12 protein-coding genes are annotated in these 13,664 nt (G+C 73.0%); 8 read left to right on the top strand and 4 right to left on the bottom strand.

Annotation, left to right across the window (positions count from 1 at the left end; translation table 11 throughout):
* Positions 1-140 precede the first annotated feature (140 nt).
* The 7 genes from ettA (at position 141) to DRV96_RS12105 (ending at position 7,484) form a co-directional block, all read left to right on the top strand.
* Positions 141-1,805: an energy-dependent translational throttle protein EttA gene (gene ettA, locus DRV96_RS12135; RefSeq protein WP_119291407.1), complete on the top strand. Its 1,665-nt coding sequence runs from the start codon at positions 141-143 to the stop codon at positions 1,803-1,805.
* 90 nt (positions 1,806-1,895) lie between these two features.
* On the top strand, positions 1,896-2,300 hold the full coding sequence (locus tag DRV96_RS12130; protein ID WP_119291404.1) for a PA2779 family protein: 405 nt from the start codon (positions 1,896-1,898) through the stop codon (positions 2,298-2,300).
* Between the two features lie 8 nt (positions 2,301-2,308).
* Positions 2,309-3,259, top strand: a complete 951-nt coding sequence (locus DRV96_RS12125; RefSeq protein ID WP_119291402.1) for a PA2778 family cysteine peptidase — start codon at positions 2,309-2,311, stop codon at positions 3,257-3,259.
* Between the two features lie 192 nt (positions 3,260-3,451).
* The gene (locus DRV96_RS12120) at positions 3,452-4,114 is read left to right on the top strand and encodes a hypothetical protein (protein WP_162911033.1); all 663 of its coding nucleotides are present in this window, start codon (positions 3,452-3,454) and stop codon (positions 4,112-4,114) included.
* On the top strand, positions 4,012-5,313 hold the full coding sequence (locus tag DRV96_RS12115; RefSeq protein WP_162911032.1) for a C1 family peptidase: 1,302 nt from the start codon (positions 4,012-4,014) through the stop codon (positions 5,311-5,313). Before DRV96_RS12120 ends, DRV96_RS12115 begins: the two co-directional genes overlap by 103 nt.
* Before the next feature lie 105 nt (positions 5,314-5,418).
* Positions 5,419-6,108, top strand: coding sequence for a dienelactone hydrolase family protein (locus DRV96_RS12110; protein ID WP_119291395.1), 690 nt, complete (start codon positions 5,419-5,421; stop codon positions 6,106-6,108).
* A gap of 149 nt (positions 6,109-6,257) precedes the next feature.
* The gene (locus DRV96_RS12105) at positions 6,258-7,484 is read left to right on the top strand and encodes a pectin acetylesterase-family hydrolase (protein ID WP_162911031.1); all 1,227 of its coding nucleotides are present in this window, start codon (positions 6,258-6,260) and stop codon (positions 7,482-7,484) included.
* A 3-nt stretch (positions 7,485-7,487) separates the two neighbouring features.
* Here DRV96_RS12105 and DRV96_RS12100 read toward each other — a convergent pair whose 3' ends face one another.
* The 3 genes from DRV96_RS12100 to DRV96_RS12090 are packed head-to-tail and all read right to left on the bottom strand — an operon-like array spanning position 7,488 to position 11,672.
* The gene (locus DRV96_RS12100; protein ID WP_119291390.1) at positions 7,488-8,399 is read right to left on the bottom strand and encodes an ROK family protein; all 912 of its coding nucleotides are present in this window, start codon (positions 8,397-8,399) and stop codon (positions 7,488-7,490) included.
* A 4-nt stretch (positions 8,400-8,403) separates the two neighbouring features.
* Positions 8,404-10,215: an aminopeptidase P family protein gene (locus DRV96_RS12095; RefSeq protein WP_119291387.1), complete on the bottom strand. Its 1,812-nt coding sequence runs from the start codon at positions 10,213-10,215 to the stop codon at positions 8,404-8,406.
* A 23-nt stretch (positions 10,216-10,238) separates the two neighbouring features.
* A complete protein-coding gene (locus DRV96_RS12090; RefSeq protein WP_119291385.1) occupies positions 10,239-11,672 on the bottom strand; it encodes a TAXI family TRAP transporter solute-binding subunit in 1,434 nt (477 codons plus the stop codon).
* Positions 11,673-11,764: 92 nt separating this feature from the next.
* On the opposite strand from DRV96_RS12090, the gene DRV96_RS12085 reads away from it, so the two are divergent.
* Positions 11,765-12,949 carry a pyridoxal phosphate-dependent aminotransferase gene (locus DRV96_RS12085; protein WP_119291383.1) on the top strand — a complete coding sequence of 395 codons (1,185 nt, stop codon included), beginning with the start codon at positions 11,765-11,767 and terminating at the stop codon, positions 12,947-12,949.
* A 26-nt stretch (positions 12,950-12,975) separates the two neighbouring features.
* Here DRV96_RS12085 and DRV96_RS12080 read toward each other — a convergent pair whose 3' ends face one another.
* Positions 12,976-13,662, bottom strand: a complete 687-nt coding sequence (locus tag DRV96_RS12080) for a response regulator (protein WP_119291381.1) — start codon at positions 13,660-13,662, stop codon at positions 12,976-12,978.
* Between the last annotated feature and the right edge of the window lie 2 nt (positions 13,663-13,664).

Raw genomic sequence — 13,664 nt, 5'->3', positions numbered from 1 at the left:
GGTGCTGGGCTGACGCCGCACGGCGCCGGCGGCGCGCCGCCGTGCGCCCGCTCGCGCGACAATAGCCCCATGGCAGGCGCGTCCTGCCGTTTCGCTTTTCTGGGCGTGCGCCGTGCGCCCCGACCTTCGAGGACAAGCCGATGGCTCAATACGTCTACACGATGAACCGCGTCACCAAGATCGTCCCGCCGAAGCGGGAGATCTTGAAGGACATCTCGCTGTCGTTCTTCCCCGGCGCCAAGATCGGCGTGCTCGGCCTCAACGGCGCGGGCAAGAGCACGCTGCTGAGGATCATGGCCGGCGTCGACAAGGAGTTCGAGGGCGAGGCGATCCCGATGCCGGGCATCAAGATCGGCTACCTGCCGCAGGAGCCGCAACTGAACCCCGACCAGACCGTGCGCCAGGCGGTGGAAGAGGGCATCGGCGGCGTGCTCGCGGCCAAGCAGCGGCTCGAGGAGGTCTACGCCGCCTACGCCGAGCCCGACGCCGACTTCGACAAGCTCGCCGCCGAGCAGGCCGAGCTCGAGGCGCTGATCGCCGCGGCCGGCAGCGAGAACACCGAGCACCAGCTCGAGATCGCCGCCGACGCGCTGCGCCTGCCGCCGTGGGAGGCGCGCATCGGCGTGCTGTCGGGCGGCGAGAAGCGCCGCGTCGCGCTGTGCCGGCTGCTGCTGTCCAAGCCCGACATGCTGCTGCTCGACGAGCCGACGAACCACCTCGACGCCGAATCGGTCGACTGGCTCGAGCAGTTCCTCAAGCGCTTCCCCGGCACGGTGGTCGCGATCACGCACGACCGCTACTTCCTCGACAACGCCGCCGAGTGGATCCTCGAGCTCGACCGCGGCCGCGGCATCCCCTACCACGGCAACTACAGCACCTGGCTCGAGCAGAAGGAAAAGCGCCTCGAGCTCGAGCAGCGCACCGAGGACGCGCGCACGAAGGCGATGAAGCGCGAGCTCGAGTGGGTGCGCAAGAACCCCAAGGGCCGCCAGGCCAAGAGCAAGGCGCGGCTGGCGCGCTTCGAGGAACTCTCCGACTATGAGTACCAGAAGCGCAACGAGACCAACGAGATCTTCATCCCGGTGGCCGAGCGCCTCGGCACCGAGGTGATCGAGTTCAGCAACGTCAGCAAGAGCTTCGGCGACCGGCTGTTGATCGACAACCTGAGCTTCAAGGTGCCCGCCGGCGCGATCGTCGGCATCATCGGCCCGAACGGCGCCGGCAAGTCGACGCTGTTTCGCATGATCCAGGGCCGCGAGCAGCCCGACAGCGGCACGATCAAGATCGGGCCGACCGTCAAGATGGCCTTCGTCGACCAGAGCCGCGAGGCGCTCGAGGGCGACAAGACGGTGTGGGAGGACGTCTCGGGCGGGCTGGACAACATCACGGTCGGCAAGTTCGTGATGCCCAGCCGCGCGTACCTCGGCCGCTTCAACTTCAAGGGCAACGACCAGCAGAAGCTGGTCAAGAACCTCTCGGGTGGCGAGCGCGGGCGGCTGCACCTGGCCAAGACGCTGGCGCGCGGCGGCAACGTGCTGCTGCTCGACGAGCCCTCGAACGACCTCGACGTCGAGACGCTGCGTGCGCTCGAGGATGCGCTGCTGGAGTTCGCCGGCAGCGTGCTCGTGATCAGCCACGACCGCTGGTTCCTCGACCGCATCGCGACGCACATCCTCGCGTGCGAGGGCGACAGCCAGTGGGTCTTCTTCGACGGCAACTACCAGGAGTACGAGGCCGACAAGGTCAAGCGCCTCGGCGAGGAAGGCGCGCGGCCGCACCGGCTGCGCTTCCGCGCGCTGAAGTAAGGAGCGCCCGCGGCGGTTACACCCTGTGACCGCCGCGGCGCGATCGCCGTTACGATTCGGTGCATCGTCAACCCGTCACGGAGACCCGTCATGCCCGTCCTGCGCCGCCTGATCGCCACCACCGCCGCCGTCGCACTGATGCACGCCGGTCTCGTGTACGCCGCGCCGCAGGCCTTGATCTCGGCCGAGCAGGTGGCTGCCGCGCAGACCGCCAGCGCTGGCGCGACGTCGCCCGGCCACGCGGCGCTGTATGCGCAGCTCGACCGCGCCGAGGTCGCGCAGGCGCTGCGCGAGCGCGGCGTGTCGCCCGAAGCCGCGCGCGAGCGTGTCGCGGCGCTGACCGACGCCGAGGCACTGCAAGTCGCGCAGCGGATCGACCAGGCGCCCGCCGGCGGCGACGTGCTCGGCGTCATCGTCTTCATCTTCGTGCTGCTGCTGATCACCGACATCCTCGGCTTCACGAAGGTCTTCCCGTTCACGCGCTCCGTGCGCTGACGCCGCCGGTGCTGCGCCGTCGCCAGGCGCTCGCGCTGGCCGCGTCGTTGCCCTGGCTCGCTGCGGGCTGCGCGTCGCTCGACCCGCTGCAGTCCGGCGCGCCATGGTCGGCCGACCTGCCGCCGCGTGTCGAACTCGGCGCGGTGCCGTTCGTCGCGCAGGCGCGGTTCCACTGCGGGCCGGCGTCGCTCGCGATGGCCGCCGGCGCGGTGGGCATCGACGTGTCGGCCGACGCGCTGGCCGAGCAGGTGTTCCTGCCGGCGCGCGAAGGGTCGCTGCAAGTCGAGATGCTCGCCGCCGCACGTCGCCAGGGGCTGCTGGCCGTCGTGCTGCCGGGCGAGCTGCGCGCGCTGTTCGCCGAACTGGCTGCCGGCCATGCGGTCGTCGTGCTGCAGAACCTGGGCCTTTCGATCTCGCCGCGCTGGCACTACGCGGTGGCGATCGGCTACGACGCGCCGGCGCGCGAGGTGCTGCTGCGCAGCGGCGACGAGCCGCGGCAGCTGATGTCGTGGTTCACGTTCGAGCAGACCTGGGCGCGCGGCGGGCGCTGGGCCTTCGTCGCGCTGCCGCCCGACCGGCTGCCCGCCACCGCGCGCGAGGCCGACGCGGTGCAGGCGGCCATTGGCTTCGAACGCGTCGCGGCGCCGGCGCAGGCCGCGCGCGCGTGGCGCGCGGTGCGGCAGCGCTGGCCCGACAACCTGCCGGCCGCGATCGGGCTCGGCAACGCGCTCGTCGCGCAGGGCGACCTCGACGCCGCTGCACAGGTGCTCGCGCAGGCCGCGGCGCGTCACGACAGTGCCGCAGCGTGGAACAACCTGGCGCAGGTCCAGCTGCAGCGCGGCGACCGCACCGCCGCGCGTGACGCGGCGCGGCGTGCCGTCGCCGCGGCCGAACGCCCCGGCACTGACGCGCGCTGGCGCGACGCTGCGCTCGCGACGCTGCGCGAGGCCGAGCGCTAGCACAGCCGCTTGGGCGTCGTCGTGCGGCGGCCGTGGCGGGCAGGGGATTGACCCGCCGCGTGCCGCACGACGACGATGGGGTGCACCACGGCCCACGGAGTGCCTATGCCCACGCGTCGCAACCCCAGCCCGTCCGTCCGCTCCGGCGGCAAGTCCCCTGTGGCGTCGACCGCGAAGCCACGCTCGCCCGCGGTGTGGAAGCGCGCCGCGCGCCCCGACGCGATCGACTTTCGCGACCGCTGGTTCGTCCCGGCGATCTCGTCGGCGCCGCCGCCGACGCTGTTTCCCGCTGACCCGCTGCCGGTCAAACACCAGGGCGAGACCAACGCGTGCACCGGCTTCGCGCTCGCGCTCGTCGTCGAGCACCTGCTGCGCCGCGCCGGGCGCGAGGCGCAGCCGGCGATCTCGCCGTTCATGCTGTACTCGATGGCGCGCCGCTACGACGAATTCCCGGGCTCGGTGGCCGACGAGGGCTCGAGCCTGCGCGGCGCGCTCAAGGGTTGGTTCAAGCACGGCGCCTGCCGCGAGGCGCTGTTCCCCGGACTGCAGATGCCGCCGGCCGCGGCGCGCATCGACGACGACTGGTGGTACGACGCCGTGCGCCGCCCGCTCGGCGCGTACTACCGCATTGCGCCGACGCAGCTCACCGATATGCACGCCGCACTCCACGAGGTCGCATCCTCTACGTCAGCAGCGGCTGCCACGCGGGCTGGGACGAGGGCGTGCGCCGCCGGCCGATGCGCCGGCCACCGGTGTCGTTCGACGAGGTGTGGGAGATCCCGGTGCGCGGCAGCGAGGCCGAGCACGCCGGCCACGCGTTCGCGATTCTCGGCTACAACGAGCGCGGCTTCCTGATCCAGAACTCGTGGGGTCCCGACTGGGGCTCGCACGGCTACGCGCTGCTGACCTACGGCGACTGGCTCGCCAACGCGATGGACTGCTGGGTCGCGCAGCTCGGCGTCGTCACGCAGGACCACCGCGACCTCGCGCGCAGCGACACGCTGCGCCGCGACAAGCGCACCGGCAAGGTCGTGCTCGCGGCCAGCGATGTGCTGCGCCACCGCGAGCTGGCGCCCTTCATCCTCAACATGGGCAACAACGGCGCGCTGTCCAACAGCGGCGTGTTCCGCACCACCCCCGACGACGTGCGCGCGATCGCCGACGTGCAGCTCGAGCGCGCGCGCGCCGAGTGGGCGCCGGCCGACGACGTCGTCGACGTGTGCGTCTACGCGCACGGCGGGCTGGTCGGCGAGAAGGACGCGGCGAAGACGGCGGCGCGCTGGATCCCGGCGCTGTACGAAGCGCGCATCTTCCCGATCTTCCTGATGTGGGAGACCGACTTCTGGAGCACGCTCACCGGCCTCGTGGCCGATACCGTCAAGGGCGTGCCGCGCACGACGGCCGCCGGCGCCGTCTTCGAGCGCTGGTGGAACCGGCGCCTCGAGCGCGCGCTGGCGCGGCCCGGCACCGCGCTGTGGGGCGAGATGAAGCAAAACGCCGACGCGATCAGCCTGTTCCGCGCGCACGTGGCCGACGACGAGCAGGCCGGTGCCGTGCTGCTGTACCGCCACTTCAAGCACCACGTGCAGAACAAGAACGTGCGCATGCACTTCGTCGGCCACTCGGCCGGCAGCATCGTCGGCAGCCTGATGCTCAGCCGCCTCGCGGCCGAGGGGATGCGCTTCGAGTCGGTGAGCTTCATGGCGCCGGCGGTGCGCTGCGACACGTTCACGGCCCACGCCGCGCCGCTGCTGAAGAAGGGCACGGTCGCGCGCTACCAGCAGTTCTCGCTGACGGCGCAGGCCGAGGAGGACGACCCCACCTGCGGGCCATACCGCCGCTCGCTGCTGCACCTGGTGGCCGAGTCGTTCGAAGGCGGCAGCCGCCAGGCCATCCTCGGGCTCGAGGCCGACGCGCGCGCTGCGCTCGACGGGCTGCCCAACACGACGCTGCACCTGGCCCCCGGCGCGCGCAGCAAGGCCAGCACGCACGGCGGCTTCGACGACGACGAGACGACGCTCAGGCAGGTGATCCGCTTCATCCACGGCGCCTGACGCGCTCTCGGCGCGCCCCGATTGACCGCGCGCGGCCTGCGCGGTCTACTGCGCGCCGGCGCCGCCACGCGGCGGCGGGAACACATCGTTCGAGGAGCAACGCGCATGGGCAGCACGATCGAATTCGCACGACCCGACGGCAAGACCGTCCACGGCTACCTCGCCGAGCCGGCCACGCCCGGCCCCGGCGTCGTCGTGATCCAGGAGTGGTGGGGGCTCAACGACCAGATCCGCGGCGTCGCCGACCGCCTCGCGCTGGCCGGCTACACGGCGCTCGTGCCCGACCTGTACCGCGGCCGCTCCACCGTCGAGGCCGAGGAGGCGCATCACCTGATGACGAACCTCAACTTCGGCGACGCCGCGTCGCAGGACGTGCGCGGCGCCGTGCAGCACCTGAAGGGCCGCGGCTGCGCCAAAGTCGGCGTCACCGGCTACTGCATGGGCGGCGCGCTGACGATCCTGGCGCTGACGATGGCGCCCGAGGCCGACGCCGGCGTCGTCTGGTACGGCTACCCGCCGCTCGAGTTCGTCGACGCGAGCAAGATCAAGGCGCCGATGATGGCGCACTGGGCGACGCAGGACGCCGCGTTCGCGATGGAGGGTGTCGAGGCACTCGAAGCCAAGCTCAAGGCCGCCGGCGTCGCCTACAACGGCCACCGCTACCTCGCGCACCACGCGTTCGCCAACGAGACCGCACAGGGCCCGCGGCGCATCGCGGTGACGCAGTACGACGCCGCGTGGGCGCAGGTGGCGTGGGACCGCACGATGCGGTTCTTCGGGACTCACCTCGGCTGACGGCCCGACTGCAGTTGACCCGTGGCGGCATCCCCTGCGATCGGGGGGTGACCGCCATCGACTTCTGGTACGTCCCGATGCACGCTGCGGTCGGCGCCGCTAGCGTGGGTCGGTCATTGCGTGACGTAGTAACAAGTGCCGGAGGAATGATGACTGCACCCCTGTACCGAATCGCGCGCTTGGGCGCGCCGCTGCTGATCGCGCTCGGCCTGACGGCCGGCGTGGCCCACGCGAAGAAGCCCTCGCCGCCCGACCTGGGCTGGCAGAAGATCGAGAACCCGGCGCCCGTCACGATCGGCGGCAAGACGTACAGGGCGACCTGCTCGGGCTACCCGGGTACCGACAGGACTTTCTCGTTCTGGGCGCGCAAGGGCACGGCAAAGAATACCGTCGTGTTCTTCGAAGGCGGCGGTGCCTGCTGGGACAACCTGACCTGCACGTTCCCGATCGCCGGGCTGCCCGCCGGCACGCCACAGTTCTTCGTGCCGCAGGTTGCACCGGGCACCGACCCGGCGACGTTCGACGGCATCTTCCGCACCGACCGTGCCGACAACCCGGTGCGCGACTGGAACATGGTCTACATCCCGTACTGCACCGGCGACCTGCACGCCGGGTCGGCGACGAAGACCTACACCAGTGTCGGCAATCCGGCGCTTGGGTTGCCGGCCGGAGTACCCCTGACGATCGAGCACCGCGGCTTCGACAACTTCATGGTCGTGCTCGACTGGATGAAGAAGAACCTCGACCGGCCGAAGAACCTGCTGGTCACCGGCTCGAGCGCCGGCGGCTACGGCGCCAGCCTGAACTTCCCGTATCTCGCGCGTGCCTACCCGCAGGCGCACCTGTACGTCGTCGCCGACGCCAGCCAGGGCGTGACGACACCGGCCTGGGACCAGTTCGGCCGCAGTTCTTGGAACCTGCAATTTGCGCCCGGCGCCTTCGGTCCCAACCCTGCGGCGCTGCCGAGCGCCGACCTGCTGCGCGCCGCCGCGCAGTCGCACCCGCGCGCGAAGGTGGCGCAGTTCACGACGACGTTCGACGAGGTCCAGATCCTCTTCTACGGTGTCATGAAGCAGTACTACCCGCCGGGCGGCGCGTGCCCGAACCCGGCGATCGACTGGAACCAGCAGATGATCACCAAGCTCGTCGAGTACGACGACGAGGTGAAGAATTTCCGCTACTACCTGGCCGGTGGGACCTACCACACGCTGATGCGCAGCCCGCTTTTCTACACCGAGGCATCGACCGGTACGCCGTTCAACGAGTGGCTGCGCCAGATGCTGGCCAACCGTGGGGGCACCGGCGGCCACGGCGGGCGCTGGACCAACGAAGCCTGCCCCGGCTGTCTCGCGACCTACCCCTGCCCGACGCCCTGAGGCTCACCACAGCCACGCCGCACCGCGCACCCCCGACGCATCCCCGTGCGCGGCCGGCGCGAGCCGGGTGCGCACCGGATCGTCGGCGCCGGCGCTGAACACCCAGCGTGACCACAGCGCCGGTACGCGCCGGTACAGCGGGGCCACCCCCGACAGCCCGCCGCCGAGCACGATCACGTCGGGGTCGAGCAGGTTGACGACGGACGCCAGCGCCCGCGCGAGCCGGTTCGCGTGGCGCTCCAGCGCCGCGGCGCAGCCGGTGTCGCCCGCCGCGGCGCGCTGTGCGATCTGCGCCGCATCGAGGGCCTCGCCGCAGTGGCGCGCGTGGTCGGCGGCCAGCGCGGGGCCGCTCAGCCAGGTCTCGATGCAGCCGCGCTGGCCGCAGTAGCACGCCGGCGGCGTCTCGTCGGGCGCGGCCCACGGCAGCCGGTTGTGGCCCCACTCGCCGGCCAGCCCGTTGGGTCCGCGCAGCACGCGGCCGTGCACCGCGATGCCGGCGCCGACGCCGGTGCCGAGGATCACCGCGAGCACGACGTCGGCACCGGCACCGGCGCCGTCGGTGGCCTCCGACAGCGCCAGGCAGTTGGCGTCGTTGGCCAGCCGCACCGGCTGGCGCAGTCGCGCCTCGAGGTCGCGCTGCAGCGGCCGGCCGTTCAGGCACGTCGAGTTGGCGTTCTTGACGAGGCCCGCGGGCGTCAGCGTGCCGGGGTGGCCGACGCCGGCCGTGAACTCGCCGCCGACGGCGCGCCGCGCCGCGTCGACGAGCGACGCGACGGCGGCCAGCGTCTCGTCGTAGCGGCCCGCCGGGGTGGCCACGCGTTCGCGCCAGCGCACGGCGCCGGCGTCGTCGAGCACGGCGGCCTCGATCTTCGTGCCGCCGAGGTCGACGCCCAGGCGCAGCGGCGCCGTCGTCATGCCGTCACAGCGGCTGCGTGCGCGCCTCGAGCCACGCGAGCGCGTCGCCGTCCAGCAGCGGCGCGAGGCGCTCGCGCACGGTGGCGTGGTAGCGGTCGAGCCAGTCGATTTCGTCGATCGTCAGCAGGCTGCGGTCGATGCAGCGCGTATCGATCGGGCACAGCGTCAGCGTCTCGAACTCGAGGAACTCGCCGAACTCCTCGGGCGGGTCGAGCCGCGCCGGCACGTTGAGCACCAGGTTCTCGATGCGCACGCCCCAGCGCCCGGGGCGATACACGCCGGGCTCGATCGACGTAATCATCCCCGGCTCCATCGCCATCGTCGCGTCGGGCACCGCGCGGCTGATCGACTGCGGGCCCTCGTGCACGTTGAGGAAGTAGCCCACGCCGTGGCCGGTGCCGTGGCCGAAGTCGAGGCCCGCGGCCCACAGTGGCGCGCGCGCGAGCGCGTCGAGCGCGGGACCCGGGATGCCGCGCGGGAAGCGCGCGCGCGACAGCGCGAGCGTGCCCTTGAGCACGAGCGTGTAGTCGCGCCGCATCGCGGCGCTGGGCGTGCCCACCGGCCACACGCGCGTGATGTCGGTCGTGCCGCCGAGGTACTGGCCGCCAGAGTCGATCAGCAGCAGCGAGTCGCCTTCGATCACCGCATGCGACGCGGGCGTCGCGCGGTAGTGCGGCATCGCGCCGTTCGCGGCGAAGCCGGCGATCGTCGGGAAGCTCGGGCCCACGAAACCGGGCTGCTTCGCGCGCTCGGCGGTGAGCCACTCGTCGACGGTCAGCTCGGTCAGCCGCTCGCCGCGCTCGAGCGCGGCTTCGAAGCGCGCGTAGAAGCGGCACATCGCGGCGCCGTCGAGCGCCATCGTCTCGCGCACGAAGGCCGCTTCGGCGTCGGTCTTGCGGCTCTTGGCCAGCGTGCTCGGGTTGATCGCCTCGACGACTTTCACGCCCTCGGGCACGCGTTCGCGGAAGGCCAGCGTCACGCGCTTGGGGTCGACGAGCAGCGTGCTGCCCGGCGGCAGTGCCGCCAGCGCATCGGCGGCCCGTTCGTACGGCGCGAGCGCGATGCCGTCGGCGGCGAGCGCGGCGGCGACGTCAGCCGGCACCTTGCCGGCGCCGACGAACAGCGTCGCGCGCTCGGCGTCGACGAGCAGGTGCGCGAGGAACACCGGGTTGTAGGCCACGTCGGCGCCGCGCAGGTTGGTGATCCACGCGACGTCGTCGACGGTCGAGACGAAGTGGTGCGTCGCGCCGTGCGCACGCATCGCGGCGCGCACCTGCGCGAGCTTGTCGGCGCGCGTGACGGCGGCGTGCGGCGCGCGGTGCTCGTAGACCGGCGCGGCGGGCAGCGCGGGGCGGTCGGGCCAGGCCTCGGCGAGCAGGTCGACGTCGGTGCGCAGCCTGACGCCGGCCTTGTCGAGCGTCTCTCGCAGCGTCTTCGCGGCCGCCAGCCCGAGCACGGCACCGTCGACGACGACGGTCTCGCCGGGCTTCACGTGGCTCGCGAGCCACTCGGCGTAAAGCGCCGAGCTGCCGGTGGGGATCTTCTGCAGCTCGATGCCGCTGCCTTCGAGTTCGGCGGCGGCCTGCACCCAGTAGCGGCTGTCGGCGAACAGCGCCGCCTCGGTGGCGGTGACGGCCAGCGTGCCCATCGAGCCGGTGAAGCCCGACAGCCATTCGCGCCCCTGCCAGCGCTCGGGCAGGTATTCCGACAGGTGCGGGTCGCTCGACGGCACGAGCAGCGCCGCCGCGCCGTGGCGTGCGAGCGCCTCGCGCACGCGCGCCAGGCGCAGTCGGATCGGGGAAGTGCGTGTGTCCATGCGCAGGCCTGTGCGGTGCCGGGTCATTCTAGGGAGCGCGCGATCGCCGCGTCGGCGGTGCCGGCTGGGCCGGGCGCGGCGGCCGCGTCGCGCGCGAGCACGCGACGGCGCACGAGCTGGATGTGGCTGCGCAGCGCGTACAGCTCCTCGGCGTACGACAGCGGCACCGCGACGTGCTCGACGCGGTGGTCGACCTCGTCGAGCTCGCGCAGCAGCTCGGCCGTCGGCCGCTGGCCCGCGGCGTCCTCGATCGCGCGCAGCTGCGCGTACCAGCGGAAGATGCGCGAGCGGATGCGCCACTCCACGAGCGGCGGCAGCACCTTCGACAGCGGGATCACGACGGCGATCACCGACAGCGCGACGAGCCACATGCGGTCGATCAGGTTGGCGGCCCAGAACGGCAGGTAGCGCTGCAGCCACGGCGTGCCGCTGCGGTAGACGCGCTGCGCCTCGGCGGCCAGCGGCCACTCGCTGCGCTCGGGACTCGGGAAGTCGCCGGCGCGCTGGAACCAGCCGGCGTCGCCGTGCACCTGGCGCGCGGCCTGCACGAGCAGCTGCACCAGCGCCGGGTGCAGCGTCTCGCGCGCGAGCAGCGACGCGCTCGGCGCGACGAGGTGCACGTCGGCCGGCGGGCGGTCGGCCGCGAGGTCGACGATGCCGCGCGGCAGCACGACCGGCGTCATGAACGGGAAGCGCCGCGACAGCGCCTCGGCCTGCGCGAAGTCGAACAGCCGGATGCCCGGCGTGCGCAGCAGCATCTGCACCATCGCCGCCTCGGGGGCGGAAGCGACGACGACGGCGTCGAGCCGGCCTTCGAGCAGCTCGACGACGGCCGGCGTCAGCGCCAGCTGCGAGACCTGCAGCGCGTCGAGCCCGGTGCCGTAGGCGTCGAGCAGCCGGCCCAGCAGCGGCGGCACGCCGCTGCCCGGCGGGCCGACGTTGACGCGCCAGCCCGCGAGCTGCGAGAGGTTCTCGAGCGGGCGCCCGCGCAGCAGCCGGCGCGCGCTGTCGTCGCGGTAGAACAGCCACACCGGCTCGTGGAACACGGTGCCCAGCGAGACGATGCCCTCGTTCGGCGGCTCGTCGACCGGGCGCTTGCCGCTGCTGCCGCCCTGCACGAACGCGACGTCGACGCCCGAGTGGGGGTCGCGCAGCAGCGCGAGGTTCTCGGCCGCGCCGTTCGTGTGGCGCAGCGTCACGGTGATGCCGTGACGCGCGAGCAGCTCGGCGTAGCGGCGGCCGAACTCGGCGTAAGCGCCCTGCGCGCCGCCGGTGGCCATCGTCAGCGTCGCGGGCGGCGTCGGCTGCAGCCACCGGTACGCGACGACGAACGCGGCCACCGCCAGCAGCACGATCGGCAGCTGCGCCGCGAGGAAGGCGCGCAGCGAGTGCCAGGCCGAGCGCAGCGTGCTCAGCCGGGGGTCGACGTTCGGTGGTCGCTCGGGCGGGGTCGTCATCGGGCGTCGGCGGACGGTGCAGCGGCTGGAGCAGCGGGCAGGGCGCCGACGGTAGCACGCTACGATGCCGCACCGCCCGCCTCGCACCGCCCATGCCGTCCACCCTGCCGCCGCTGGCCGCGCGCAATGCGCGCATCGCGCCGTTCCACGTGATGGAGCTCGTCAAGCACGCCGACGCGCTCGCCGCGGCCGGCCGCTCGATCATCCACCTGAGCATCGGCGAGCCCGACTTCACCGCGCCGCCGCCGGTCGTCGCCGCGCTCGAGCGCGCCGCGCGCGACGGCGACACCGGCTACACGCAGGCCACCGGGATCGAGCCGCTGCGCCGCGCGATCGCGCGCTGGCACGGCGACGAGTTCGGCGTCGACGTCGACCCGGCGCGCGTGCTCGTCACCGCCGGCGCGTCGGGTGCGCTGCTGCTCGCGTGCGCGGCGCTCGTCAACCCCGGCGACGCGGTGCTGATGAGCGACCCCGGCTACCCGTGCAACCGCCACTTCGTCGCCGCGTTCGACGGCGTCGCGAAGGCCGTGCCGGTGGGCGCGGCGCAGCGCTTCCAGCTCGACGCCGCCGCGGTGCGCGCGCACTGGAGCCCCGAGGTGCGCGGCGTGCTGCTCGCGAGCCCGAGCAACCCGACCGGCACCTCGATCGCGTTCGACGAGCTCGGCCGCGTCGTCGACGCGGTGCGTGAGCGCGGCGGCTTTGCGATCGTCGACGAGATCTACCTCGGCCTGACCTACGGCCACGCGCCGCGCAGCGCGCTCGCGCTCGGCGACGACGTCGTGACGGTCGGCAGCTTCTCGAAGTTCTTCCACATGACGGGCTGGCGGCTGGGCTGGCTGGTGCTGCCGCCCGCGTGGGTCGCGCCGGTCGAGAAGCTGGCGCAGAACCTGTTCATCTGCGCGTCGACGCTGGCGCAGCGCGCCGCGCTGGCGTGCTTCGAACCCGAGGCGATGGCCGTCTTCCGCGCGCGGCGCGACGAGTTCCGCGCGCGGCGCGATTTCATCGTGCCGGCGATCCGCGAACTGGGCTTCGGCGTGCCGGTCGAGCCCGACGGCGCGTTCTACGTCTGGCTCGACGCGAGCCGCTTCACCGACGACAGCGACCGCTTCGCGATCGAGCTGCTCGAAGCCACCGGCGTCGCGCTCGTGCCGGGCAAGGACTTCGGTGCGTACGAGCCGCACAAGTGGCTGCGGCTGTCGTACGCGACCGACATGGCGTCGCTGCGCGAGGCGGTGGCGCGCATGCGCGGCTGGCTCGCGTCGCGGCCGGTGCGCTGAGCGCGGCCGGCGGCGCCGCGCCCGGCTCAGCCGCTGCGGCGCGAGGCGGCGACGACGGCGGCCTGCACGCGCGAACTCAGGTTGAGCTTGCGCAGGATGTGCTGCACGTGGATCTTGACCGTCGTCTCGGCGATCGCCAGCGCGCGCGCGATCTCCTTGTTGCTGTGGCCGCGCGCGATCAGCTCGAGGATCTCGCGCTCGCGCGGCGACAGGCTGGCCAGCGCGTCGTCGTCGGCCGGGGCCGGCGTGTCGGGCGCGGCCGCTGCGCCGCCAGCGAACGCGGCGGCGAGCTTGGGTGTCATCGCGGCGCTGAAGCTCGCCTCGCCGCGCGCGGCGCGCTCGATGGCCTGCGCGAGTTCGTCGCTGTCGGCGGTCTTCAGCAGGTAGCCGGCGGCGCCGCCGCGCAGCGCCGCGGCGAGGTCGCGTTCGTCCTCGCTCACCGTCAGCATCAGCACGCGCGCCTGCGGCGCCGCGGCGCGCAGCGCCGGCAGCGCGTCGACGCCGGTGACCCCGGGCAAGTGGTTGTCGAGCAGGATCACCTGCGGGCGGCACTGTGCCGCCGCGCGCTGCGCCTCGTTGGCGTCGGCCGCCTCGCCGACGACCTCGAAGCGGCCGTCGGCGGCGAGCAGCGCGACGAGGCCGCGCCGGAACAGCGTGTGGTCGTCGACGACGAGCACGCGCACCTTCGATCCGGAGTCGGCGTGGGTGTCCATCG

Source organism: Azohydromonas sediminis (assembly GCF_003574675.1).
Lineage (GTDB): Bacteria > Pseudomonadota > Gammaproteobacteria > Burkholderiales > Burkholderiaceae_C > Calidifontimicrobium > Calidifontimicrobium sediminis.
Note: the sequence above shows the minus strand (reverse complement) of the source record. Positions and strands in the feature narration are given on the sequence as shown.

Bases quoted from the DNA above. Each gene is read 5' to 3' on its own strand.
- ettA (WP_119291407.1), top strand. From the start codon at position 141: ATGGCTCAATACGTCTACACGATGAACCGCGTCACCAAGATCGTCCCG.
- DRV96_RS12130 (WP_119291404.1), top strand. From the start codon at position 1,896: ATGCCCGTCCTGCGCCGCCTGATCGCCACCACCGCCGCCGTCGCACTG.
- DRV96_RS12110 (WP_119291395.1), top strand. From the start codon at position 5,419: ATGGGCAGCACGATCGAATTCGCACGACCCGACGGCAAGACCGTCCAC.
- DRV96_RS12105 (WP_162911031.1), top strand. From the start codon at position 6,258: ATGACTGCACCCCTGTACCGAATCGCGCGCTTGGGCGCGCCGCTGCTG.
- DRV96_RS12100 (WP_119291390.1), bottom strand. From the start codon at position 8,399: ATGACGACGGCGCCGCTGCGCCTGGGCGTCGACCTCGGCGGCACGAAG.
- DRV96_RS12095 (WP_119291387.1), bottom strand. From the start codon at position 10,215: ATGGACACACGCACTTCCCCGATCCGACTGCGCCTGGCGCGCGTGCGC.
- DRV96_RS12090 (WP_119291385.1), bottom strand. From the start codon at position 11,672: ATGACGACCCCGCCCGAGCGACCACCGAACGTCGACCCCCGGCTGAGC.
- DRV96_RS12085 (WP_119291383.1), top strand. From the start codon at position 11,765: ATGCCGTCCACCCTGCCGCCGCTGGCCGCGCGCAATGCGCGCATCGCG.
- DRV96_RS12080 (WP_119291381.1), bottom strand. From the start codon at position 13,662: ATGGACACCCACGCCGACTCCGGATCGAAGGTGCGCGTGCTCGTCGTC.